The organism is Ignavibacteriota bacterium, assembly GCA_016212665.1.
In the GTDB taxonomy this organism is placed as follows: domain Bacteria; phylum Bacteroidota; class Ignavibacteria; order UBA10030; family SZUA-254; genus FW602-bin19.
The window spans coordinates 112024-134953 of record JACREZ010000032.1 but is presented as its reverse complement, the minus strand read 5'-3'; the positions used below and the strand labels follow the sequence as shown (position 1 = coordinate 134953).

Sequence of the window (22930 nt, the reverse complement as noted above, 5' to 3'; positions counted from 1 at the left end):
CTACAGGAATGCTCCGTATGTATCGTATGCGCGGCTCGGAAACCGAATACAAGAAAATTGGGACCGACACCCGCTCCCCGTTCGATGATACTGATGCAAACCTCGTCGCCGGAGTACCGGAACTACGGAAGTACAGATACGTCTATATCATTGACGATGTAGAAGTAGGCATGGTTCTGGAGTTGAGTGTGATGGTGCTGATATAGGAAATACTTGCATGGAGGTCACGATGGTTCGTGACCTCCTTGTAAAAATGATAAATGATTTTTATACACAAAAAAATAAACGCAGGACTGTGTACTTACATCCGGAGTTGGGTGGAAGTACACATGTTGGATTGCGGAATTACACTAGTTAGGCATCATTGTTTTGTCATGAAGGAGTTGGAATGATAAAGAAAATTGTACTACTTGTAGTTGGACTATTACTATGCGGAGGCGTTGTCTACCTCGGAATTCATGCAACAGACAGCAATTGGTATATCATAGCATTTGGGCTTGCCTCAGCACTCGTGGCTCCTGTGGGTTTATCAGCAATCGGGTATGTTTTCCAGAAAGATGATAATAAACTCCTTGAAAAGCTCTCGAAAGTTCCTGAATTGGAACGTCTTGCAGCAGAGGCGCAGAGCAAGGAAGAGAAAATAAAGACGCTCGAAAAAGAACGGGAGACTCTTCTAGAAATAATTCAATTCGAAGCACAAAAAGCAGCTCTAATCGACAAAAGAAAGATTCTAGAGAGTGAAGCCCAACAAATCTTAACAGAACTAGATAACACTGACCAGAATTTAGCTAAACTTGATGTTAACCATCAACCTGTTTTGAAATCAAAAGAAATGGTTCAACTCTATGAACGACTAAAGGCTGAGCAAAAAGGTGATATTGTCTTTAGGATTGGTAAACAATATTTTCGTTTCAGTCGTCTTGTTGTGAATAGTATTCCTTTTGGAAATATGGCATGGCATTACTTGGAACTGGCAAATTGGATACACAAAGAGATTTCGAAATTGGCAAATCAACAAACACCTAACACGCAAAATAACGACACTGGAAGAAAAGACCAATGAATAGAAACATTCGCTCAAATGAGATTTATATACTCACAAAACCATTGCATAATCTTGCGACACGTTAAGCGCTATTTTTGTACGACACATAAGGAGAACCGAATATGCCTAAACTAACGAAGAAGGTTGCACTTGAGAAGCTTGACAGGGGAATCAAGCAGATCGACGAAGTCAAGGCGAAGGGTAGAAGATCTCCAGATTTCAAAAAATGGTACAGAGATACTGAAATAGACATTTCGTATGTGTTTGGTGAAAAGTCCCGACATCTAAATGACTTTGACAAAATAAGTTATAGTCTAGGTGCCTTTCACTCGAGAACGCCAGACAGCGCCTTCGAAGATGCCTTTCGGCGAGGCATGGAGAGTGCAAGAGCCATTTTGCAATCAATGGTTCAAGAGGTTCAAGAATACTGGGATGAGGAAGAGAGAACCGAACAGATTGACAATCTAAAACCTTCTGAACCTGCAAATAAGACTAAAGACATCTTTGTAATACATGGGCACGATGAGGGATTAAAGGATGCTGTTGCTCGCTTCCTGTCCAAGATAGAACTGAATCCAATCATATTGCATGAACAACCAAATCAAGGAAGAACAATCATAGAGAAATTTGAAGCACATGCATCAACACCATATGCGGTTGCCCTATTTACACCAGACGATATCGGTGGCAGTGCTAAATCTCCTGAAAGTCTTCAGCCACGCGCTAGGCAAAATGTTGTTTTCGAATTTGGATACTTCATCGGGAAACTTGGCAGAAATAACGTGACCGCCATTTATCAAGAAGGCGTTGAACTTCCATCAGACTACTTAGGCGTTGTTTACATTCCACTCGACCCCAATGGCAATTGGAAGTTCTTACTCGTAAAGGAACTTAAATCGGCAGGATTCATTGTCGATGCGAACAAAGCACTGTAGATCATTTTCCCTTGGGTGTCACGCTCCAAACCGTAACACTAACGTGATGGTCAGGGATGGTCTCATGCCAAAGGTTAACAACTTGTACCTACGGTATCGTAGAGAGAGCAGTCGGGCGTGACCTCCCGGTAAATAATGCCTTTTTATTTGCATATCGTTTCCCTGTGTTGTAGATTCAATCAAATAAAATAATCAATGTAACAAAGAATCTCATCTGATATTATGCAATTATCATTAACTAAAATCGGAAATGTCAATGTACTCCAACTTCCACAGTCGCTTCTGGAGCAATGCAGAATTTCCGACAGCGTGGAAGTTGAGATACTGGGAGATTCCATTGTCATGAAACCATATCCAGCCAAAACGCGGCAGGGCTGGGAAGAAGCGTTTCAACAAATGCACAATAATGGAGATGATAAACTTCTCATCGAAGATTCATTGGAAGTGCACTCGTTTGCTTGGGAATGGTAATGAATCAGTATGATGTTCTGCTTGTGAATTTGGATCCGACAGTAGGCCACGAGATAAAGAAAACCAGACCATGTGTTATCATTTCACCCGATGAAATGAACCGAAATATCGGGACAGTAATTATTGCCCCGATGACAACTCAATCAAAAAATTATCCAACGAGAATCGAGATAGAATTCGAGGGAAAACAAGGATGGATTGTCTTAGATCAAATCAGAACGGTGGATAAAGTCAGACTACTAAAGAAACTTGGACATTTAGAACCGGAAATCATTCATCGCATTAAAAGTATTATTTCACAAATGCTCGTTGAATAAAATGTGAAGATAATTGGATTTTGCCAGTCTCCTTACCTCTCCTACTTCCTATCATCCCTTAACAACATTGCCGCCAAGTCATACGGCGTACTTTTTCCATCCAACACATTTTCAATATCGGAAGTAAGTTTCGTTTCCCGTTCTTCGTTCCAAAACTCCACTCGTAACTTATCGTTCACCAGCTCACGCACACGTTCGATCGCCCTCTCTTTTCGTTTGAGTTGCAACCGGTTTTCGTTCAACAGAAATGCTTTGTGTGCATCAATCATGGTTGCGATTTCCTCAATTCCTTTCCCATCGTTCGCCGTCGCCTTAATTACTTCCACTTGCCAGCCATCTGCCGGATGTTTGAACTGCAATACCATCTTGATTGACATGACTGCCTGCTCAGCCCCCGGTCTGTCCGATTTATTCACGACGAAGAAATCGGCAATCTCCATCAACCCGGCTTTCATCGCCTGAATTGAGTCGCCGGATTCGGGAACAAGAACAACGACCGTTGTATCTGCCGCACGCACAATATCCAACTCCGATTGTCCCACGCCGACAGTTTCAAACAACACAAAATCATAACCAGCCGCATCAAGTACGTCAGCCGCTTCTTTTGTTTTCTTGCTGAGGCCGCCGAGACTTCCACGTGATGCCATGCTTCGGATAAAGACGCCTTCATCAAGTTCAACATCAGTCATGCGAACGCGATCGCCGAGCAGTGCACCGCCGGTGAACGGACTTGTCGGGTCAACCGCGATGATGCCGACTCGCTTGTTCTGTGTTCGGTAGAGTTTTGCAAGTTTGTTGGTGATAGTACTTTTTCCCGCTCCCGGTGGTCCGGTAATTCCGATGCGATATGCTTTCCCGGTGTTCGGGTACAATGCCTTCAACAGTTCAGTAGCTGATGGATGTTCATTTTCTACCAAAGAAATTCCGCGAGCAACAGCAATCCGTTCGCCGCTCAAAATCCGTTCAACAAATTTCTGTTCGATTGCCACTGCTACGCTGTCGGATGTTCTTGAAAATATTTCACTGTTGCTTCCAGCCCTTGGCGAAGTGAAACAGTTGGTTGCCAACCAAGAGAAGTTCTGATTTTCTCAAACGAAAGGACGCTACGAAGTTGCTCGCCTTCCTTTGCCGGTGCGTGTATGCTTTTACATTGTTTTCCGAGCGCAGTTTCAAGAACCGAATAAATCTCATTCACGGTTGTTTCGATGCCTGTTCCGATGTTAAAAGTGTCTGAAGTTTTTTGATTCAATGCAAGAAGATTTGCCTGAACGACATCACGGATAAAAACATAATCCCGCGTCTGTTTTCCATCGCCGTTGATTGTTACTTGTTCACCGGCGAGCATTTTCTTCGCGAAGATTGCAACAACGCCCGCTTCACCGTGAGGATTCTGTCTCGGTCCATACACATTTGCATAGCGAAGAATTGTTGAGCGAATTCCCCAAACCTCCTGATAGTAAAAAAGATATTTTTCGACAGCCGATTTGGTGATGCCATAAGGGGAAAGAGGTCGTTGCGGATGTGCTTCGTCGGCAGGGAAATAATCCTGCTCGCCGTAAATCGCACCGCCTGTCGAAGCGAAGATAAATTTCTTTACTCCGGTTCGTTTACAGTTTTCAAGTACGTTTAGCGTCCCAAGTATGTTGATGGATGAATCAAATATCGGGTCAAGTACCGACTTGCGCACATCCATCTGTGCAGCATGATGATTGACGACATCGAACTTTCCTTCATCGAAAATTTTATCAATGGCAAACTCCCGAATATCCATCTGAAAAAACTGTGCTTTGGAATTTAGGTTCACCATCCTTCCGGTTGATAAGTTGTCGAGAATGGTGACATTGTGTCCTGCTTCGATGTACGCATCCACAATATGCGAACCGATGAAGCCCGCTCCGCCTGTTACTAAAATGTTCATTGTTCCTTATTCGTTGTTCGTTGTAATCCTTTGTAGCCAATATCGCGACGGAAGTGCATTCCATCAAAATGTATGTTGTCAACGGCTTGATATATTTGTTTGATTGCATCCCCGAGAGAGTCGCCAAGCGCAGTAACGCCAAGTACACGACCGCCGTTCGTTTTGAGTTTCTTGTCCGCCGCTGTGCCTGCCGCAGGCGTGGACGGCAGATGAATGTTTTGTGTTTTGGTGCCTGCATGAAATGCAATGACATGAGGAGATTTTGCAATTAGTTCTAATCCGAAAATCTCTTTTCCTGTTTGATACTCATCAGGATAACCGCCGGATGCAAGTACAACACAGACTGCTGATTGATTTTTCAATTTGATTTCTGTCCTGTTAAGTTTTCCTTCAGCGACTTCGAGCATCAACTCAGCCAAATCTTCATCAAGCAAGGGAAGAATGACCTGCGTTTCGGGGTCGCCGAGGCGGCAATTGTACTCAACCACTTTTGGTCCGTCGTTCGTGAGCATTAACCCGACGTATAAGCATCCTTTGTACGGATGACCTTCGGATAACATTCCATCAAGTGTTGGCTGAATGATTGCCTCCTTTACGTGCTCAAGAATTTCAGCAGAGACAATCGGGGCGGGAGCGTACGCGCCCATGCCGCCGGTGTTTTTTCCTTCATCATTATCGAACACGCGCTTGTGGTCTTGCGCGGGGGAGAGCGTGACGAAATTCTTTCCATCTGTCAACGCGAAGATGGATGCTTCTTCACCTTCCATAAATTCTTCGATGACGATTCGTGTTCCAGCATCGGCAAATACTCGCTCTTCAAAGTATTGATGGAGGATTTCGGTTGCTTCGTTTTTAGTCAAACAAATTGCAACTCCTTTTCCTGCCGCAAGTCCGTCTGCTTTGATAACGATGGGAAGTGAGCAGTTCGAAATGAAATCTTTTGCTTCTGTTATTTGATGGCTTTCAAACGTTTCAAACTTCGCAGTCGGAATGTTGTGCCGCCTCATGAACTGCTTGGCGAAGATTTTACTCCCTTCCAACTGTGCTGCAAACTTTGAAGGCCCGAAGATTTTCAATCCGGCAGATTCAAACTCATCAACAATTCCGTCAACAAGAGGCTGCTCGGGTCCGACGATGGTCAGGTCAACGTTCTGTTCAAGAGCAAATTTTTTTAACGCTTCAATATCATTTGCTTTGATTGGAACGCACTCAGCATGTTCTGCAATTCCGGGATTTCCGGGACCGCAGAAAAGTTTCTGGACTTGTTTGCTCTGTTTGAGTTTCCACACCAAAGCATGTTCCCGTCCGCCGCTTCCGATGACTAAGATTTTCATATTTTCATTCTATCGTCATGCTGAACTTGTTTCAGCATCTGTAAATACTCGTGGATAGACCCCGAAACAAGTTCGGGGTGACAGTGTGAGATTGGCGTGGAAGAATCAAAAATCGTTAGCATCATTCACTCACCAAAAACCCAAACATGCGGGAAAGTTCTTCTGTCAACTTCACTCGGTCATACTTTTGAACGATTTCTTCATTCGGTTTCGGAAGTTTCTTCTGCTCGTACAGCTGATAAAATTTAAGAATTGCCTGCGCAATTTCTTCGACATTATCCGGCTTGGCGAAAATACTCGCGCCGGTTTCCTGCAATGTTTGCCGGATGAATCCATCCGGTACGCAAGCGAGGACAGGCTTTCTTGCGCCGATATATTCGTACAACTTGCCGGGTGACTGCCGGTCGTTGTTCACCGTCAACCAAAGAATATCGGAGGACATGATTTGTCGGATACAGGATTCATGATTCAGGTAGCCGGTCGTGATGATGTTGGATTCAAGTCCCAACTGCTTTATGAGTTTTGTATGTTCATCCTGAAGCACGCCGACAAAACACGCTTCGATTTTTTCTTTCAGACTCGGTCGCTCGACAAAGATTCTTTTCAATGCCTGAAGAAAATACTTTGGCGTTCTATCTCCGTAAAAAACTCCTGCGTGAGTAATTCTCATTTTCTGTGGTGAAGCGGATTCGCTAACGGCTTCAAAATCTGTCGGGTCGAATCCCTGTGAGAGAATCGTGATGTCGTTGTATTCTAAGAAGCGATATTTCTTAATCATCAACTCCTTCACACGACGGTTGGTGACAATGATTCTCGATGAAAGTCGAAGCACCGCTTTTTCCATTCGATAATTCAACCAACGATGAAGTGGTGTCGGATAATATTTCAACGGATATTCAAGCCACGGGTCACGGTAATCAATCACCAAGGGAAGATTGAACCGCTTTCGCAGTTCCGCTCCAATTAAAAAATCGGTGAAGGGGGGAGCGGTTGCAAAGACAAGGTTGAACTTATGTTTCTGATGCAACTCGATTGCGGCTTTGAGCGCTTTATTTTTCCAACCGATTTTGTTATCGGGAATGAAAAACGAGTCGCTGAGAAACGTGAGGAACTTTCTCATTCTCTCAGAAGGCATTTTAACCACGCCTTTTTTCTTGAAAAGACGATTTGCATCAAGCGAGCCGACTCGAAAGATTTCGATGTCGAGTCCGTTGAGTTCCTCGAGCAACGATTCATCCTGCGCAAAGTAACCGGTCGGTGTTACTGTGAGCACTGTCGGTTGATACCCGAACTGTGGAAGGTATTTTACAAATTTAAGTGTGCGCTGTACGCCACTCAATCCGAGAGGAGGAAAATAATATGCGATGACAAGAACAGGTCGCTTACGCGTTATTTCAGAACTCATTGATTAGAGGACGATTAATTCCTTTGGTGATTGAGTGAGAATTTCACAGTCGGAATTTCGAATGACAATATCGTCTTCAATCCGAACGCCGCCGAGTTCGGGAAGATAAATTCCCGGTTCGATGGTAACGACGCAACCTTCTTTCAGGACAGCAGTTTTATTTGTCCATGAAATTTTCGGTGGTTCATGTATTTGCAAACCGATTCCGTGCCCGAGCGAATGATTGTAAAATTTTCCATATCCCTTTTCTTTGATATGGTCACGTGCGACTGCATCCAAATCAAACACTTTCATCTCAGCGTGCGCTGCTTCGATTGCTTTCTTTTGCGCGTCAAGAACTACTTGATAGATTTTCAACATTTCATACAGTGGCTTCCCGACAGCAACAGTTCTTGTCATGTCGGAATGGTAGCCATGATAGACGCAACCGAAATCGAGCGTGACCATGTCCCCCTTTTTAATTTTCTTTGATGAAGCACGTGCGTGCGGCAGTGCGCTGTTCGCGCCACTTGCAACAATGGATTCAAACGCATCCGATGCCGCGCCATATTTCCGTTGACGATAGGTAATCTCGGCAGCGATGTCCGCTTCGACAACTCCGGGTTTGAGAAGCGGAAGGATGTCGGCAAAAACTTTGTCGGTGATTTCCACTGCTTTTCTGATGTTGGCAATTTCGTTTTCATCTTTACTAACGATAAGTTTCTCCATCACTTCCGCACGCGGACGGAAAAATACTTTCGGGAATTTCTTTTTCCAATCCTGAAACTGTGTTAGCGAAACCGTATTGCCGTCAAACCCGATTCTTGTGCCGGAGCGAAACCATTTTCGTTTGAGCATGAGTTCATACAAATTATAATCCCGTGCGATGGCAGTTGTCCATCCATGCACTTCCCGTTTTACTTGTTCCTCGTATCGCCCGTCAGTTACGAAATATGCGTTTCTCTTTGTTACCAATCCAACACCATTTGAACCGGTGAAGCCGCTTGCCCATCGAAGATGCGGCATGAATGTTACTAAGAACGCGTCTATGTTGAGTGAATCGAAAGTATTTCGAAGTGTAGTTAGTCGGGATTTATTCATATAAAGATTTATGATTGATGATTTTCGATTGCCGATTGATGATTGGGTAACAGTAACGTGTAACCTGTAACTTGTAACCGATGAGTTTTACCAGTGATAATTCGGCGCTTCTTTAGAAATACGAATGTCATGCGGATGACTTTCTTTCAAGCCCGCTTGTGTCATTCGCACGAACTGAGTTTTTGTTTTCATTTCTTTGATTGTTCTACAACCGCAGTAACCCATCGCCGCACGCAAGCCACCTACCATCTGAAACACCGTATCAGCAAGCGGACCTTTGAAATGAACAAGTCCTTCGATTCCTTCGGGAACAAGTTTCGGCAAATCATCTTCGACATCTTGAAAATATCTGTCGCTGCTTCCTTGCTTCATCGCATCAATCGAACCCATGCCGCGATAACTTTTGTATGCGCGTCCTTCGAGCAGAACTTTTTCACCCGGACTTTCTTCAACTCCAGCGAAGAGATTTCCAATCATAATTGTATCTGCACCGGCAGCAATTGCTTTGGCAATATCGCCTGTTTGTTTGATGCCTCCATCGGCAATAAGTGGAACACGCGCTTTACTTGCTTCCTTCGCACATTCATTGATTGCGGTTACTTGCGGAACACCAACGCCGGCAATAATTCTTGTCGTGCAAATCGAACCGGGACCGATGCCGACTTTCACACCATCCGCGCCTGCTTTGATGATGTCACGGGTGGCTTCAGCAGTTCCCACATTACCACCAATGACATCGCAGTTAGGATATTTTCGTTTCACTCGCGTAATCATTTCCAACACACCTTGAGAATGACCATGTGCCGTGTCCACAATAATAACATCAACTGCTGATTTGATGAGTTCATCAACTCTTTCGAGAGTATCGGCTTTAATTCCAACCGCCGCACCCACACGCAATCGTCCGAGAGAATCCTTGCAAGCTTTGGGGAAACTCTTCTTCTTTTGAATATCTTTGAACGTGAGAAGCCCGCGAAGTTTTCCGTATTTATCAACAATCGGTAATTTTTCGATGCGATGCTTTTGCAAAATTTGTTCTGCTTTCTCAAGCGTCGTTCCTACCGAAGCGGTGATGAGATTTTCTTTCGTCATTAATTTTTCAACGCGCAAATCGCGATTCGGCTCGAAACGTAAATCACGGTTCGTCAGGATACCAATCAACATTCCGTTTCCATTAATAATCGGAATACCGGAAATCTGATATTTACTCATCAACGCCAACGCTTCAGCAACTGTCTGATTGGGTTGCATCGTAATCGGGTCGGTAATCATTCCGCTTTCGGAGCGTTTCACTTTATCAACCTGCTCTGCATGCGCTTCGATACTCATGTTTTTATGCAAGATTCCAATTCCTCCTTCACGAGCAAGTGCAATTGCAAGCCGTGCTTCCGTAACCGTATCCATCGCGGCGGAGATGAGCGGAATATTCAGTTTGATGTTACGCGTAAGTTGTGTAGAAACATCCGTCTCTCTTGGAAGCACTGAAGATTTTCGTGGAACGAGGAGAACATCATCGAAGGTAAAAGCATTACCAATAAATTTCTCATCGAAGTAAGATTTATTCGTTTTAGATTTCATTTAATATCTAATTCAAGTTGCATTACCATTAAACTAAGAAACATTAGTATTGATTCTTTTGAAATTATAACATACATCCAATTTTGGTCATCAGAATTTGTAGGTTTATTTTTTCTGTAAGGAATTTTTAATTGGTTCGGTACATATTTAAGAAATGGATTACTAAACGTAAATCTTATCACGGGTAATTTATTTTCTATTCCACCGGCAAACCTTACTGTATTATCAGTCGGACTCATAAAAAGAGAAAAATAGCCAAGTGGCTCTCCGGATTTTTCGCTTCGTGTTTTTATCTCAATTCTATTACTATAATGTTTATCGGTAATATCTAAGAAAAGGATAATATTATCTGTGAGATCGTTGTCAATATAATTTGCATATAAATATCTAATGTCTGATATCTTTGATGCTTGCATTATTTTTCCTTTGTTTTATTGGTATTGAGTTCATAAAAATTATTCTGTCCAGACAACGATTGAAGATATAGTTTCGGTGTCAGTGTCTACAATAGGGAAAGAGTAAAAAGATTGATTTGGATTTGAAATACTCCAATAGATTACTTTTGATTGTATTGTCTCATCATATTTCTTTCTTGCTTCTTCCAGCAGAAAAAGACCCCTTTGTTTTCCATAAATATTGTGTAAGGCTGAAAGGGAAGCTATATAAAAATTGCCGTCTGAATAACTTAAGAACGGTGCAAAAATGATTAATAATCTACCACTTCCGTATTTATGCGTTTTGAAAACAGAAGCATGGATGGTTCGACCCCCTTCCGCTAAAAGACTGAATTTTGTAAATGGGTTTTCAGAAAGAAAATTTTCTTTTTCAAGAGGCAAATCAGATACATCATTCGTTGGATATAATGAATCGATGTAATTTGCTAAAGCAATTTTTTCTTCTTCTGACCAAGAATTATCTTTATCTGCATTATTTAAATAAAGATAAACTAACAAAATAATAAATAATGAAGCAATTGATAAAATAATAAGTGACTTACTATCAAATTTATTTTTTCCTTTTTCAGAATTATTGTTGGATGTTTTCATAGATGGTAGTCTTTCCAATAACACTATACAAACTAATCACGTTGAAATAAAACAGTCTGAATTTCATTTGCTTTCCATGTTAAATAATCATCATGCTGAATGTCTCCATCAACCAATAGTTCGTTCACTTTTCCTTCACGAATAAGTTCATCTAATTCTTAGATTGAAGAAACATTATACTTCCGACATGTAGCAATTCGTTTAATGTTAATGCTTCTCAATTTCTCTTGAAGCAACGAACGAATGCTGTTTTTCAAGAAATCTTCCTGACTAACATCAAGCACATGAATCGCTTTTTGTTGTAATGTCTCTAACGTAGCTGTTTGCATGATTCAACCTATAATATTTCTAAAAACAAAAAACTTTAAACCAATTACTCAAATGCCGCTAACCCGGTAATATTCTCTCCAACAATCAGCGTGTGCATCTCGTGCGTCCCTTCATACGTCTTTACTGATTCGAGGTTTGCACTGTGGCGCATGATTGGATATTCATCGAGGATTCCGTTCGCGCCGTGAATCTCACGTGCAATGCGGGCGATTTCAAGTGCGTGGTAAACGTTATTTCGTTTTGCAAGTGAGATGTGTTGGAATTTTGCTTTGCCTTTATCTTTCAAGCGACCAAGTTGGAGACAGAGGAGTTGTGCTTTGGTAATCTCCGTTACCATGTGAACAAGTTTATCCTGAATCAGTTGGAAACCGGCAATCGGTTTTCCAAATTGAATTCGGGATTTAGCATAATTCAAAGAAGAATCATAACATGACATTGCCGCGCCAATCGCTCCCCATGCAATTCCATAGCGCGCTTGTGAGAGACACATCAACGGCATTCTCAATCCATCGGTTGCGGGGAAGATGTTTTCTTTTGGGATTTTACAATCCTGAAAAATTAATTCAGACGTGATGGATGCGCGGAGAGAATGTTTGCCAACCATTTCAGGAGCGGTGTAACCGGGCGTTCCTTTTTCAACTAAGAAGCCTCGAACAACGCCATCAAGTTTTGCCCAGACGACTGCTACATCGGCAATTGTTCCGTTGGTAATCCACATCTTCGCACCATTGAGAAGATAGTGGTCGCCTTTGTCTTCTGCGCGCGTAATCATTCCGCCGGGGTTGGAACCGAAGTCAGGCTCTGTTAAACCGAAGCAACCGATTTTTTCTCCACGCGCAAGTTTCGGAAGCCAGTAATCTTTTTGCGCTTCGGACCCGAAGGTGAAAATCGGGTACATCACGAGAGCACTTTGCACCGAACAGAAACTTCGCACGCCGCTATCGCCGCGTTCGAGTTCCTGCATCACTAATCCGTAAGCGACATTGTTCATTTCAGCGCAACCATATTTTGCCGGAAGCGTTGCGCCGAACAAACCAAGTTCAGCCATCTTGCCGACAAGTTCGGCTGGGAACGTTCCGGCACGATAGTGTTTCTCAATGATGGGAATGATGTTATCATCAACAAATTCGCGGATGGTATTTCGGACAAGGATTTCCTCTTCGGAAAGAAGGTCATCCATTTGATAATAATCTAAGCCTTGAAATTTCGTCATGGGAGGTCTTTCGTTGTTTTCAGATACAATAAACGCCCTGACAAATCAGTCGAGGGCGCGGTAAATTTTGTGGTGCAAAATTAAGAAAATCAGACGGGAATAAAAAATATCTACGCGCGTTCTCGTAGTTGGATTTTCATCTCATTTTATGAATGCAGGGGAGCGGGGTGCAGGGTGCGTGGGAGAATGTTTTGAGAAGAGATGTGAGATATGTGATATGTGATGTGCGAGTGTAATGTATTCTCAATTTCTTAAACCCAAACGTTCATTGTTAGAAGTCGGGCAAGAATCCCATATCTCATATCTCAGCAACACATATTGCATATCAGGCGAAATAGTTCATCATCTTCGAGACCAACTTGGCAGTAGTAAGGTCGGGATGGTGGACACCTTCCACCGGTGCAAGTTCAACTACATCACATGCAACGACAGTTTTTCTCTTGCCGATTTTTCTCAGTAGTTGCATTGTCTCCCACCAAAATAAACCGTTTGGTTCCGGTGTTCCGGTTGATGGCATGATGGAAGGGTCGAGTCCGTCAACATCGAACGTAACATAAACATGGTCGGTAAGATGTTCGAGAACATATTCATCCCACGTCTTTAAAACTTTGGTGTATTTTCCCTCGCGGATTTCATGAGCGTAAAGAGTTGTTACACCTTTTTCTTTGATGAACTCCGCTTCTTCTTTACACTGTGCGCGAATGCCGACTTGAACAACCCGGCGCGGGTCAAGAAACTCGCACACACGAGCCATCACCGATGCGTGACTGAATTTATTTCCCTGATATTCCATTCGCAAGTCTGAGTGAGCATCAATTTGCAGGACGGATAAATCGGGATAGGCTTCGGCATACGCCGCTATTGTTGCTTGTGAAATTGTGTGTTCGCCTCCGAGCGTTACAACAAACTTTCCTTTTCCAATCAATGATTTCGTTGTTCGGTACAAAGTTTCTAACGCTTCGACGTCACTCATTCCGTCAAAGTTAAGCGGTTGAAGCGTTGCAATGCCGAGTTCCCTGAACACTTCACGTTGGGTTTCTTCATCATAAAATTCTACAAAATGAGAGGCTTCGAGAATTGCGTCCGGACCATCAACGGTTCCGCCGCCGTAACTGACAGTTTTCTCATACGGTGCGGGGACGACGACAATTTTTGATGAATCAAATGAGGAATATTCTTCTTCGATAGCGAGGAAGTTTTTGGAAATATCAAGCGTGTTAAACATGGAAGTTCGGGTCTGAATTTTAAGCGGCTGAATATAACATGATTTGATGCAAGTTTCAAAACTTCTGGTCATTTGTAATTGGTCATTAGTCATTTGTCATTTGTACACACGACATATTGAGTAATGACCATTGACAAATGACCAATGACATTCTGAGTATCATTCTCAAACACGAACAAATAACCGTAATGAAAATTGTTTATGAGTGGATTTTCTCCTAACTTCACACCGAACTTATGAAGCATACAACTGCATATTACTTTTTGCTCGGAGGAGCGTTTGTCTGGTGTTTGCTTCTTTTCTTGCCGCCGCTTGCGGTGTTATTTGATGCATCGCTCTTTGCAACTCAATCGTACAAAATCTATTCAAGAATTTGTCACCAATACGATTCACACTCGCTTCACTTGTTTGGAGAAAAATTGGCAGTGTGTGCGCGATGCTCGACAATTTATTTCGGATTTTTCTTTGGCGTCTTGCTTTCTCCGCTCATCTCAAAAAAGTTTTCATGGAATTCCCGATGGCTTTTAGTTGCACTTCTCCCGATGTTGCTCGATGTCGTCGGTAGTTGGCTTGGCGTGCATGATAGTACGCTCGTGACAAGAAGTATCACCGGCTCGCTCTTCGGAGTTGCAACCGGAATAATTCTGACTCCGTATTTCATTGAAGGATGTGTCGAACTCTCAACAAAATATATTCACAACAAAAAAACTTACTATGAATCCCAAACCTGACAAAACTATTCCCGCTCTCTATGGTGGAATCATCATGGGAGTTATTTCGGCAGTACCATTTCTCAGCATCATCAATTGTATTTGTTGTGCCGGCGTGATGCTTGGCGGGATGCTTGCCGTGATGTTTTACAAAAATAATTTTACTCCCGACACAGCACCGTTTACCTCCGGCGATTGTATGGCGGTCGGCGCTCTTTCCGGTGTGTTCGGAGCAATCATCGGTTCAGTTCTTGGAACATTTTTCCTCGTCATTTTCGGAAATATTATGGGCGAGTTCATCATGCAAACATTGCAGAACATGGATTTAAACATACCGGAAGAAGCATGGGAAGGAATGGAAGAAGGGTTTCGCGAATCTGCTTCCATCGGACAATTTTTCATGAGTCTCTTTATCTCATTAATAATTGACCCGTTGTTCGGTTTGCTTGGCGGATTGATCGGCTACAGTATTTTCAAACCGAAACATCAATACATGCCGCCGCCGCCAATGACTCAGCCGCCCATCATGAATGCTTAATTTCGAATTTCGAATTGCCAACGGCTCGTAGAGTGAATTTCGAATTGCTCAAGAGGTTGTCACAATTGTTGGCAACCTCTTTCCTGTTTTTATTCACTTCGTTCGCTCAGGAAGTTGAGAAGAAAGATTTTGAAATAACTTCTCATAAGGTTCGTATTCAACTCTTTCCTTCTTCTCAGGAAATAATTTGTTCGGATACTGTCACAGTTAGAATTCTTAACCGGAAAGCAGAGAGTATTGAATTCGGTCTCGCACCGTTTTTCAAACTGAAAGAAGTATGGCTTAACGGTGAAGATGCTGATTACGAACGAACGAAAGGTGAAGTCAAGGTAGAAGATATTCCCGACACAGTGTTTGATGTTGTGTTCGATTATGAAGCGCGGATGAATTTCCGGACGGAATATTCAAACCTCGGTTCGGAGCGGGCAGTGTTGAGAGATGAGGAGATTCTTCCGCGCGGTAACCGCAACGTGAAGAATGCCCGATTCACCATCGAAGTTCCATCAGATTGGCAAGCGGTTGCGCCGGGGAAGTTAATGAGTCAAGATTCTGTCGGTGGCGTGAATGTATTTGTGTGGGAATTGAATCAACCTGTTCCGATGCTCGGTTGGATTTGCGCGGGAAAATTCAAACAGGAAAAGAAGGAAGGAAGCGTCGCTCCGATTTCCACATTTTTGTTTGAAGAAGATTCAGCACATGCGGCACGAATACTTTCGCTGACCGACTCTGTGCTGAAGTATTACAACAGGATTTTCTCTCCGTACAGGTTTCCCAAATTATCCATCGTTGAAGTGGAGAATTGGGTCGCGGGAAAAGCGGTGCTTGCAATCGCGACTCCTTCAATGATTCTTGTAAAGAAACTCGCGTTTGAAACGGAAGACGAATTCAACAAGTATCCGATGATTTTGCCGCATGAAGTTGCTCATCAGTGGTGGCCCATCACCGTCTTCATCGAAGATAAAGATGCCGCGTTTCTTTCGGAGGGAATGTGTGAATACTCAGCGCGGCTCTTCAGCGAGTCGTGCGGGAAGATGACCGTGCGCGATTCGTTGGTGAATCATCCTCTGCTTCGTTCGCTTATCACCCGCTCGCTCAAAGGATTGGATATTCCGCTTCAGCAACGCGCGGATTTACGCGCAATGCCGACGCATTATCTCAAAGCATCGTTCGTCCATAACATGCTGAGGAATCTTTTGGGTGATTCATTATTTGTTGAAATGTTGCATCAGTATGCGAAACGATTTTCAGAAAAGACTGTGACGATGGAAGAGTTTCAAAACCTTGTTGAAGAATTATCGGGCAAAAAGTTCGATTGGTTTTTTGAACAGTGGGTGAAGGGGAAAGGAATTCCCCGAATGAAAATCTACAACGCGAAGGCAACACAGAAAGAGAACAAGTGGCAGACAAAAGGACGTGTACGAATCGTCGGGTATGATAAGTTTACGACCTTTGTTGATGTTGGAATTGAAACGCCATCTGAAACAGTGAAGACTCGTGTCTGGCTTGGCGCAGATAGCGGGGGGAATTACAAGAACGATGTCGGCTTTGAAACGCTCACGAACGAAAAGCCAACGTTCGCACGGCTCGACCCGAACGGCGATGTGCTCAAGTTCAGAAAACTTCCCGTCCGTCTCGGAGATTTGCGCGAGCCTTCCGATGGAGTGATGATTGTCGGGACGTTGAGTAATACAGAATATCTGATGCAACGCGCGCAGCATGATTCAACGGAAATGGATATCGCCGGTTGGTCGTTCACTATCAAAGCGGACACGGCAATTTCTCTTGCAGATTTGCAAAACGACAGAGTGTTTCTCTACGGCAAACCGAACGAGAATAGTGTTGTCGCCGAACAGATGCAAAAGTTTCCACATCAATTCAATGGCGATTCGATTGTCATCAACCATGAAGCGACGTTTGATAGTTCGCTCACGTTTATTCAGGCAATAGAAAATCCATACATCGTAAACGGCATCATGTGTTGGATTGCGCCGCTCAGTCACAAAGCCGAACCGGAGTTGATGCCCTACGACCATTCATGGATTCTCGTTCGCGGGAAAGAAGAAATTGTTTCCGGAACGTGGGAGGTGAAGGATGAGGAAGTGGTGGTTGAGGTGAAATGATATGGGATTTGGGATATGAGTGGTGAGATGTTTTCAGTTAACAGTTATCAGTTGGCTGACTAGTTCTGAAAAAAGAACTGAAAACAAGATAATAAAATAAATATATTCTGAAAGAAAAGGATTTTATTCCTGAAAAAAAGGAATTTATGCCTGAAATAAATGGGAAAACACGGAAGAAAAATTATTTATTTCCGGAATAAAAGGAGAAAACTTGGGAATAAAATAAATTTATTCCTAAAAAAAAGGAATTTATACCCGAAATAATTCAGAAAATATGGAAAGAAAATAATTTATTTTGGACATAAATTCAGAAAATACGCGAATAAAATAATTTTATACGCGTATTTTCTGAAAAAATGTCTGAATTCTGAGAAAAAATATTCGAATTTAAAGTAATTTAGGCAATTGTGTGTCGCAAATGATAATTTTCGATAGAGTTAAACAATAGGAACATAGCCTTTCCATTGTTTTATTAGACAACACAATTGATGATTCGGATGAAATACGTCCAGGTGTGATAGCAGATTTCGATAAAGAGGGCTCACTTGTTTCTATCGAGATACTGAATGCCTCAAAAAAAGTGTAGCGACTCAATGAAATTGGATATAGTCAGCAGGTCTTAAAAGTTACTTGAATGGACTAAACAAAAGTCTGTAAAAGTCTGATGAAAATATTTTAATAATTGTTTCGGGGATGTGGGAGGTGAGGGATGAGGAAGGGGTTGTGGAGTGAAATGATTTGGGATGTGAGATGTGGGATATGAGATTTGACTCAGTAAACAGTAAACTTTTTCCATTTTATGCTTGACATTGAGAAAAATATTTTGCAAATTATGATAGGTTTTTAAGACGTAGTTATTGTTCTTTGAAAATGCTTGCGATGAATTGGGAAAGTACGGAAGCAATTCATCGTAAAGCGGGTTGGGCGATGCGCAGATGTTTTCCATCACCCGGCATTGAGACAAAATGGGGTCTCGTGTTGGATATAGATTTAGAGTTAGACCTCTATTGTCCCGGTGCAAAAGGGATGATGGAGGTTTTTGTGTTTTATGGTATTTGCCTGATTGATATTCATTGTCAATGGTGAATTGTTAATTGACAATTCATAATTCACCGTTCACCATTGACCATTAGTAACATTGATATTTTGAATACTTGTAAACTTTATCTCAAAGGAAAAAATATGAAACGGTTAAATATTTTTATCATTATTATTCTTCTTCTCAATTTAAACTGTGAAGATTCAAGTGATGTACAGATTATTCCAATTGATACGCAGACTCCACTTGTAAAAATCACTAACGATTTATATAGTTCTGATGTTATGAGACACGACGTATCCATAGATACTGCATGGATAGTTGTTGATACTATTTACATGAGAGTGGGTTATAGCGGTGGATGCAAAGAACATACGTTCCAGTTATATGCATTAAATTATTTTGCTGAATCAAATCCGCCGCAAGCAGAAGTTGTATTGTCCCATAATTCCCAAAACGATCGTTGCCGACAATTCATTACCGATACACTGCGTTTCAATTTATCTCCACTGAGAGTATTGTATAAACAGATGTATTCACGACCGACGGGAAATTTATTGCTTAATATCTATGAACCGCAAGCAACAACTGTAGCTGTTCAGAATGTCAACTATCATTTTTAACACAAGGGCACGACTATGAATATCAAACTCAAACAAACAATTTGTATCATCGCATTGGCTGTTCTTCTGCTCTCCGGTTGCTCAGAAGATGAACCAACGTTGACCGAAAATCCATCGCCGGATTCACCAATCATCGGAAACTGGAAAATTACAAACATTGTGTTGGTGAATGAAGGGATAAAGACAACCCAATACGATACAATTGAGAGTAGCGGAGAGTTACGGCTCAATTTCGATCAGACAGGTTTTGTAAAGAATGAAAAATATTTGTACGGCAACATAGATGACAAAGTAGTTCCGCTCAATTGGACTTACAACAATTCATCACTTGGTTTAGCATTTTCCGATAGTTCATACATCCCCGTACAGGTTATTTATTTGAAAAACGGTAAGATGAAGTTTGTTATTCCCTTTATCAGTAACTGGTCGAACAGACTCTATCGGATAGCGTTATTGGAAAGAGAAAGACGATAACAGAGAGTCCCACTACATCACAAATCTGCAATCGTAAATCATCAATCAAAACTATGTCAACTATCAACTACATTTTTCCGTCAACTCATCCACGATTTCAAGAGTATCTTACAAGGTTTCGTCCGGCGTTTGATGTTATAACTCAACAGAAGAATAGTGTTGTCGAATTGAGAATAACTCCTGAAGTAATTATATCGTTGGATAACTCAAAATGGTCATCGCTCATAGCGCTTTCACAACATAAGAGGGAATGGCTTGAAGCGTTGATGCTGAATTGTCAATTTACATTTCATAAAGATGCCGAACTGACACAACCATATAAAGAAGGGGAGTGGCAACGCAATCCTGATATTCAATCGTGGCTACGGAACCTTGGAATGACTGTTCCGTTTTCGATGTATTTCCTCCGCACTCCAGAGCAACGATTTATTTCTGTGGTCGGGGCAATGCTTTCGAGCGATAAGACAATCATTACAGAAACCGATCAGGAAAATGTTGCCCAGTTTCAATTTACACCGGAACAATTACGACAATTAGATAGGCGAGTTGGCGAGGGGAGTGTGTTGTTTTTACATTTTTGCAACGGAACGGGAGTCAATCCGAAACCTGCAATCGAAGCATTGCTTGCTGAGTTTCAAGTGCCTTTTAATTACGACATCGTGTATGAACAATTTCAGAAAGATTTGAAGGTTGGTTTTGAATGGGGGATAAAGTTCTTCGACCAATCGAGGAATAATTAAACAAATCTGAAAGACTAAAATAACAAATCTCAGCAAAAAGACACATATTAACAGGAGGAAGTGGCTTAAGGGAAATGGATAAGTCGCACATTACGCTTTTGTATATACTCGGCTGTCATGGTCCCACCATGACAGAATACTCTTACAACAAGGTTACGAATTGGTTCATAACCTCCTAGTAAGATGGACTAGAATAATTAACTTTCCACATTTGTTTAAGAACAACTCTCCGCGTATATTCTTGGCAGTCTAAACAAGAGAGTGCTAAGTTTTAAGTGCTTTCTTGTCAAATCTTTAAAAATTCAGCAATATTTCAATAATCAATTATACAAAGGAAACTATGAACATAAAACCTTTAGCAGACAGGATTGTAATCCAACCTTCTCCTGCCGAAGAAATGACAAAAGGCGGGATTATTTTACCTGACACAGTGAAAGAAAAACCTGTTGTCGGTGAAGTTGTTGCCGCAGGTCCGGGACGACGTGGCGACGATGGAAAACTTATCCCCATGGAAGTGAAAGTGGGAGATAAAGTATTGTATGGTAAATATTCAGGAACGGAAGTAACACTCGACCGTCAGGAATATTTAATCATGCGTGAATCTGATATTTTTGCAATTGTTTAATAAGGAAAGGAATAACATTTATGGGCGCTAAAATCATTACGTTTGATTCAGACGCACGTGCCGCTTTAAAGCGCGGCGTTGATAAACTCGCTGATGCAGTGAAAGTAACATTGGGTCCGAAGGGACGCAATGTCGTTATAGATAAAAAGTTCGGTGCGCCGACAGTTACCAAAGATGGTGTTACCGTCGCGAAGGAAATCGAACTCGAAGATCCGATCGAGAACATGGGCGCACAGATGGTTCGTGAAGTTGCAAGCAAGACATCCGATGTCGCAGGCGACGGAACAACCACAGCAACTGTTCTTGCTCAGGCAATCGTTCGTGAAGGTATGAAGAACGTTACCGCAGGCGCAAACCCGATGGACTTGAAGCGCGGTATTGACCTCGCCGTCCAAACCGTTATTGCTGATTTGAAAAAACTCAGTAAGACTGTTGGCGATGACAAGAAGAAGATTGCACAGGTTGGCGCAATCTCCGCAAACAACGATGCAACAATCGGTAATCTCATTGCTGATGCAATGGAGAAAGTCGGTAAAGATGGAGTCATCACTGTTGAAGAAGCAAAGGGAACCGAGACGACAGTTGATGTAGTCGAAGGTATGCAATTCGACCGTGGTTATCTTTCGCCATACTTTGTGACCGATGCAGACACGATGGAAACATCACTCGAAGACCCGATGATTCTTATTCACGATAAGAAGATTAGCGTGATGAAAGATTTACTTCCTGTGTTAGAGAAAGTTGCTCAGTCAGGTCGCTCGATTCTTATTATCGCAGAAGACCTTGAAGGCGAAGCGCTTGCAACATTGGTCGTCAACAAACTCCGCGGAACACTTCGCGTCTGCGCAGTGAAAGCCCCGGGTTTCGGTGACCGTCGAAAAGCAATGCTCGAAGATATTGCAATCCTCACCAACGGAACAGTCATCTCCGAAGAAAAAGGATTCAAACTCGAGAACACTCAACTTTCCTATCTCGGTACCGCCAAGAAAGTAACGATTGATAAAGACAACACAACAATCGTTGAAGGCGCCGGAAAGAAAGAAGACATCAAGAAGCGTATCAACGAAATCAAATCGCAGATTGACAAAACAACATCGGACTACGACCGTGAGAAATTGCAGGAACGTCTTGCAAAACTTTCCGGTGGTGTTGCCGTGTTGAAAGTTGGCGCTGCAACTGAAGTTGAAATGAAAGAGAAGAAAGCACGCGTCGAAGATGCTCTTCATGCAACCCGCGCAGCGGTTGAAGAAGGAATCGTCCCCGGCGGTGGAGTTGCTTACATTCGCGCCTTGGCTTCACTTGAAAAATTGAAAGGTGAAAACGAAGACCAATCAATCGGTGTCGAAATCATCCGTCGTTCACTTGAAGAACCTATTCGCTGGATCGTTACCAACGCCGGCTTAGAAGGTTCGGTCATTGTCAATAAAATCAAAGAAGGCAAAGATGATTACGGCTTCAATGCACAGACAGAGAAGTACGAAAATCTCGTTGCCGCCGGTGTTATTGACCCGACCAAAGTTACACGCATCGCATTGGAAAACGCCGCAAGCGTTGCCGCTTTAATTCTTACAACTGAAGCGACAATTGTTGAAAAACCTGAAAAGGAAAAGGCAATGCCTCCGATGCCGGGCGGTCACGGCGGTATGGACGGAATGTACTAAGGTAGTACAGGAGTATCTTGCCCGCCAAAGGCGGGTGAAAGTACAAAGTATTTGAGTACTCAGTATATTTGAAAGCCCTCAATCTTGTGAAAGGTTGAGGGCTTTTTTCTTGTATTAAAAGTACTCAAGTTGACCGCTTTTCTGTAGCGTTACTCTACGAGTCGTAGACCATAAATGATAACGCTACATCTCACAAGCCCCTAAGTGGGACTGTTTCAGGGAGAGGTTGTCCAGAAAGTAAGTAGGACAGGCATTTGCCAACGGCATCACCATGTGACGTGCCTGTCATGTCTTTGAATATCAATTGATTTCGACAGAGGGGAATGTCTGTCCTACCATTGTTTGGACTTTTTGGACAGCCTTTTGACATATAGAGCGCGATTGTTTACGGTCATGCGGCAAAGTTGAGTTATTATTGACAATTGTTTGTTAACGGTCAACTTGAGTAACAGTATACTTGAAATAAACACAACGTGTGTATGACGAATTGTAATAACGAGGAG

Annotated in this window: 26 protein-coding genes; 15 read left to right on the top strand and 11 right to left on the bottom strand. The window is 42.5% G+C overall.

Features of this window, described 5'->3' with window-relative positions; translation table 11 throughout:
• Window positions 1–17 precede the first annotated feature (17 nt).
• The 5 genes from HY960_11190 (at window position 18) to HY960_11170 (ending at window position 2768) form a co-directional block, all read left to right on the top strand.
• The gene (locus tag HY960_11190; GenBank protein ID MBI5216307.1) at window positions 18–206 is read left to right on the top strand and encodes a hypothetical protein; all 189 of its coding nucleotides are present in this window, start codon (window positions 18–20) and stop codon (window positions 204–206) included.
• A gap of 182 nt (window positions 207–388) precedes the next feature.
• On the top strand, window positions 389–1063 hold the full coding sequence (locus HY960_11185; protein MBI5216306.1) for a hypothetical protein: 675 nt from the start codon (window positions 389–391) through the stop codon (window positions 1061–1063).
• Window positions 1064–1167: 104 nt separating this feature from the next.
• On the top strand, window positions 1168–1980 hold the full coding sequence (locus HY960_11180; GenBank protein MBI5216305.1) for a nucleotide-binding protein: 813 nt from the start codon (window positions 1168–1170) through the stop codon (window positions 1978–1980).
• 222 nt (window positions 1981–2202) lie between these two features.
• A complete protein-coding gene (locus tag HY960_11175; GenBank protein ID MBI5216304.1) occupies window positions 2203–2451 on the top strand; it encodes an AbrB/MazE/SpoVT family DNA-binding domain-containing protein in 249 nt (82 codons plus the stop codon).
• A complete protein-coding gene (locus HY960_11170) occupies window positions 2445–2768 on the top strand; it encodes a type II toxin-antitoxin system PemK/MazF family toxin (GenBank protein MBI5216303.1) in 324 nt (107 codons plus the stop codon). The genes HY960_11175 and HY960_11170 overlap by 7 nt, the downstream gene beginning before the upstream one ends.
• A gap of 41 nt (window positions 2769–2809) precedes the next feature.
• Here the strand turns inward: HY960_11170 and meaB are convergent, their stop codons facing one another.
• The 11 genes from meaB to speB all read right to left on the bottom strand — a co-directional run bounded on the left by meaB (window position 2810) and on the right by speB (window position 13897).
• Window positions 2810–3751 carry a methylmalonyl Co-A mutase-associated GTPase MeaB gene (gene meaB, locus HY960_11165; GenBank protein ID MBI5216302.1) on the bottom strand — a complete coding sequence of 314 codons (942 nt, stop codon included), beginning with the start codon at window positions 3749–3751 and terminating at the stop codon, window positions 2810–2812.
• 8 nt (window positions 3752–3759) lie between these two features.
• Window positions 3760–4686 carry an NAD-dependent epimerase/dehydratase family protein gene (locus HY960_11160; protein ID MBI5216301.1) on the bottom strand — a complete coding sequence of 309 codons (927 nt, stop codon included), beginning with the start codon at window positions 4684–4686 and terminating at the stop codon, window positions 3760–3762.
• Window positions 4683–6020, bottom strand: coding sequence for a phosphoribosylamine--glycine ligase (gene purD / locus HY960_11155; protein ID MBI5216300.1), 1338 nt, complete (start codon window positions 6018–6020; stop codon window positions 4683–4685). The genes HY960_11160 and purD overlap by 4 nt, the downstream gene beginning before the upstream one ends.
• Before the next feature lie 121 nt (window positions 6021–6141).
• A complete protein-coding gene (locus HY960_11150; GenBank protein MBI5216299.1) occupies window positions 6142–7425 on the bottom strand; it encodes a glycosyltransferase in 1284 nt (427 codons plus the stop codon).
• A 3-nt stretch (window positions 7426–7428) separates the two neighbouring features.
• Entirely contained in the window at window positions 7429–8505 is a 1077-nt protein-coding gene (locus tag HY960_11145) for an aminopeptidase P family protein (GenBank protein MBI5216298.1), read from the bottom strand.
• Window positions 8506–8592: 87 nt separating this feature from the next.
• Window positions 8593–10083: an IMP dehydrogenase gene (guaB, locus tag HY960_11140; protein ID MBI5216297.1), complete on the bottom strand. Its 1491-nt coding sequence runs from the start codon at window positions 10081–10083 to the stop codon at window positions 8593–8595.
• A complete protein-coding gene (locus HY960_11135; GenBank protein ID MBI5216296.1) occupies window positions 10080–10499 on the bottom strand; it encodes a hypothetical protein in 420 nt (139 codons plus the stop codon). Before HY960_11135 ends, guaB begins: the two co-directional genes overlap by 4 nt.
• A gap of 39 nt (window positions 10500–10538) precedes the next feature.
• The gene (locus HY960_11130; protein ID MBI5216295.1) at window positions 10539–11129 is read right to left on the bottom strand and encodes a hypothetical protein; all 591 of its coding nucleotides are present in this window, start codon (window positions 11127–11129) and stop codon (window positions 10539–10541) included.
• Between the two features lie 158 nt (window positions 11130–11287).
• On the bottom strand, window positions 11288–11458 hold the full coding sequence (locus HY960_11125; protein MBI5216294.1) for a hypothetical protein: 171 nt from the start codon (window positions 11456–11458) through the stop codon (window positions 11288–11290).
• A gap of 44 nt (window positions 11459–11502) precedes the next feature.
• The gene (locus tag HY960_11120) at window positions 11503–12672 is read right to left on the bottom strand and encodes an acyl-CoA dehydrogenase family protein (protein ID MBI5216293.1); all 1170 of its coding nucleotides are present in this window, start codon (window positions 12670–12672) and stop codon (window positions 11503–11505) included.
• A gap of 325 nt (window positions 12673–12997) precedes the next feature.
• Window positions 12998–13897, bottom strand: coding sequence for an agmatinase (gene speB / locus HY960_11115; protein MBI5216292.1), 900 nt, complete (start codon window positions 13895–13897; stop codon window positions 12998–13000).
• Between the two features lie 236 nt (window positions 13898–14133).
• On the opposite strand from speB, the gene HY960_11110 reads away from it, so the two are divergent.
• The 10 genes from HY960_11110 to groL all read left to right on the top strand — a co-directional run bounded on the left by HY960_11110 (window position 14134) and on the right by groL (window position 22427).
• Window positions 14134–14628 (top strand): DUF2085 domain-containing protein, encoded by a 495-nt coding sequence (locus tag HY960_11110; GenBank protein ID MBI5216291.1) that lies wholly within the window; start codon window positions 14134–14136, stop codon window positions 14626–14628.
• Entirely contained in the window at window positions 14612–15145 is a 534-nt protein-coding gene (locus HY960_11105; protein MBI5216290.1) for a hypothetical protein, read from the top strand. The genes HY960_11110 and HY960_11105 overlap by 17 nt, the downstream gene beginning before the upstream one ends.
• A 68-nt stretch (window positions 15146–15213) precedes the next feature.
• Entirely contained in the window at window positions 15214–17265 is a 2052-nt protein-coding gene (locus HY960_11100; protein ID MBI5216289.1) for a hypothetical protein, read from the top strand.
• A gap of 463 nt (window positions 17266–17728) precedes the next feature.
• Window positions 17729–17851: a DUF2283 domain-containing protein gene (locus HY960_11095; protein MBI5216288.1), complete on the top strand. Its 123-nt coding sequence runs from the start codon at window positions 17729–17731 to the stop codon at window positions 17849–17851.
• Window positions 17852–18135: 284 nt separating this feature from the next.
• Window positions 18136–18351, top strand: a complete 216-nt coding sequence (locus HY960_11090; GenBank protein ID MBI5216287.1) for a hypothetical protein — start codon at window positions 18136–18138, stop codon at window positions 18349–18351.
• A 96-nt stretch (window positions 18352–18447) separates the two neighbouring features.
• Window positions 18448–18927, top strand: coding sequence for a hypothetical protein (locus HY960_11085; protein ID MBI5216286.1), 480 nt, complete (start codon window positions 18448–18450; stop codon window positions 18925–18927).
• Between the two features lie 15 nt (window positions 18928–18942).
• Window positions 18943–19401 carry a lipocalin family protein gene (locus HY960_11080; protein MBI5216285.1) on the top strand — a complete coding sequence of 153 codons (459 nt, stop codon included), beginning with the start codon at window positions 18943–18945 and terminating at the stop codon, window positions 19399–19401.
• Window positions 19402–19454: 53 nt separating this feature from the next.
• Window positions 19455–20141 (top strand): hypothetical protein, encoded by a 687-nt coding sequence (locus HY960_11075; GenBank protein ID MBI5216284.1) that lies wholly within the window; start codon window positions 19455–19457, stop codon window positions 20139–20141.
• Between the two features lie 340 nt (window positions 20142–20481).
• Window positions 20482–20766 carry a co-chaperone GroES gene (locus HY960_11070; GenBank protein MBI5216283.1) on the top strand — a complete coding sequence of 95 codons (285 nt, stop codon included), beginning with the start codon at window positions 20482–20484 and terminating at the stop codon, window positions 20764–20766.
• A gap of 20 nt (window positions 20767–20786) precedes the next feature.
• Window positions 20787–22427 carry a chaperonin GroEL gene (gene groL, locus HY960_11065; GenBank protein ID MBI5216282.1) on the top strand — a complete coding sequence of 547 codons (1641 nt, stop codon included), beginning with the start codon at window positions 20787–20789 and terminating at the stop codon, window positions 22425–22427.
• Window positions 22428–22930: the final 503 nt, after the last annotated feature.

Coding starts and splice junctions, on each gene's coding strand:
- HY960_11190 (MBI5216307.1), top strand. CDS start 18: ATGTATCGTATGCGCGGCTCGGAAACCGAATACAAGAAAATTGGGACC.
- HY960_11185 (MBI5216306.1), top strand. CDS start 389: ATGATAAAGAAAATTGTACTACTTGTAGTTGGACTATTACTATGCGGA.
- HY960_11180 (MBI5216305.1), top strand. CDS start 1,168: ATGCCTAAACTAACGAAGAAGGTTGCACTTGAGAAGCTTGACAGGGGA.
- HY960_11175 (MBI5216304.1), top strand. CDS start 2,203: ATGCAATTATCATTAACTAAAATCGGAAATGTCAATGTACTCCAACTT.
- HY960_11170 (MBI5216303.1), top strand. CDS start 2,445: ATGGTAATGAATCAGTATGATGTTCTGCTTGTGAATTTGGATCCGACA.
- HY960_11160 (MBI5216301.1), bottom strand. CDS start 4,686: ATGAACATTTTAGTAACAGGCGGAGCGGGCTTCATCGGTTCGCATATT.
- purD (MBI5216300.1), bottom strand. CDS start 6,020: ATGAAAATCTTAGTCATCGGAAGCGGCGGACGGGAACATGCTTTGGTG.
- HY960_11150 (MBI5216299.1), bottom strand. CDS start 7,425: ATGAGTTCTGAAATAACGCGTAAGCGACCTGTTCTTGTCATCGCATAT.
- HY960_11145 (MBI5216298.1), bottom strand. CDS start 8,505: ATGAATAAATCCCGACTAACTACACTTCGAAATACTTTCGATTCACTC.
- guaB (MBI5216297.1), bottom strand. CDS start 10,083: ATGAAATCTAAAACGAATAAATCTTACTTCGATGAGAAATTTATTGGT.
- HY960_11135 (MBI5216296.1), bottom strand. CDS start 10,499: ATGCAAGCATCAAAGATATCAGACATTAGATATTTATATGCAAATTAT.
- HY960_11130 (MBI5216295.1), bottom strand. CDS start 11,129: ATGAAAACATCCAACAATAATTCTGAAAAAGGAAAAAATAAATTTGAT.
- HY960_11125 (MBI5216294.1), bottom strand. CDS start 11,458: ATGCAAACAGCTACGTTAGAGACATTACAACAAAAAGCGATTCATGTG.
- HY960_11120 (MBI5216293.1), bottom strand. CDS start 12,672: ATGACGAAATTTCAAGGCTTAGATTATTATCAAATGGATGACCTTCTT.
- speB (MBI5216292.1), bottom strand. CDS start 13,897: ATGTTTAACACGCTTGATATTTCCAAAAACTTCCTCGCTATCGAAGAA.
- HY960_11110 (MBI5216291.1), top strand. CDS start 14,134: ATGAAGCATACAACTGCATATTACTTTTTGCTCGGAGGAGCGTTTGTC.
- HY960_11105 (MBI5216290.1), top strand. CDS start 14,612: ATGAATCCCAAACCTGACAAAACTATTCCCGCTCTCTATGGTGGAATC.
- HY960_11090 (MBI5216287.1), top strand. CDS start 18,136: ATGCTTGCGATGAATTGGGAAAGTACGGAAGCAATTCATCGTAAAGCG.
- HY960_11085 (MBI5216286.1), top strand. CDS start 18,448: ATGAAACGGTTAAATATTTTTATCATTATTATTCTTCTTCTCAATTTA.
- HY960_11080 (MBI5216285.1), top strand. CDS start 18,943: ATGAATATCAAACTCAAACAAACAATTTGTATCATCGCATTGGCTGTT.
- HY960_11075 (MBI5216284.1), top strand. CDS start 19,455: ATGTCAACTATCAACTACATTTTTCCGTCAACTCATCCACGATTTCAA.
- HY960_11070 (MBI5216283.1), top strand. CDS start 20,482: ATGAACATAAAACCTTTAGCAGACAGGATTGTAATCCAACCTTCTCCT.
- groL (MBI5216282.1), top strand. CDS start 20,787: ATGGGCGCTAAAATCATTACGTTTGATTCAGACGCACGTGCCGCTTTA.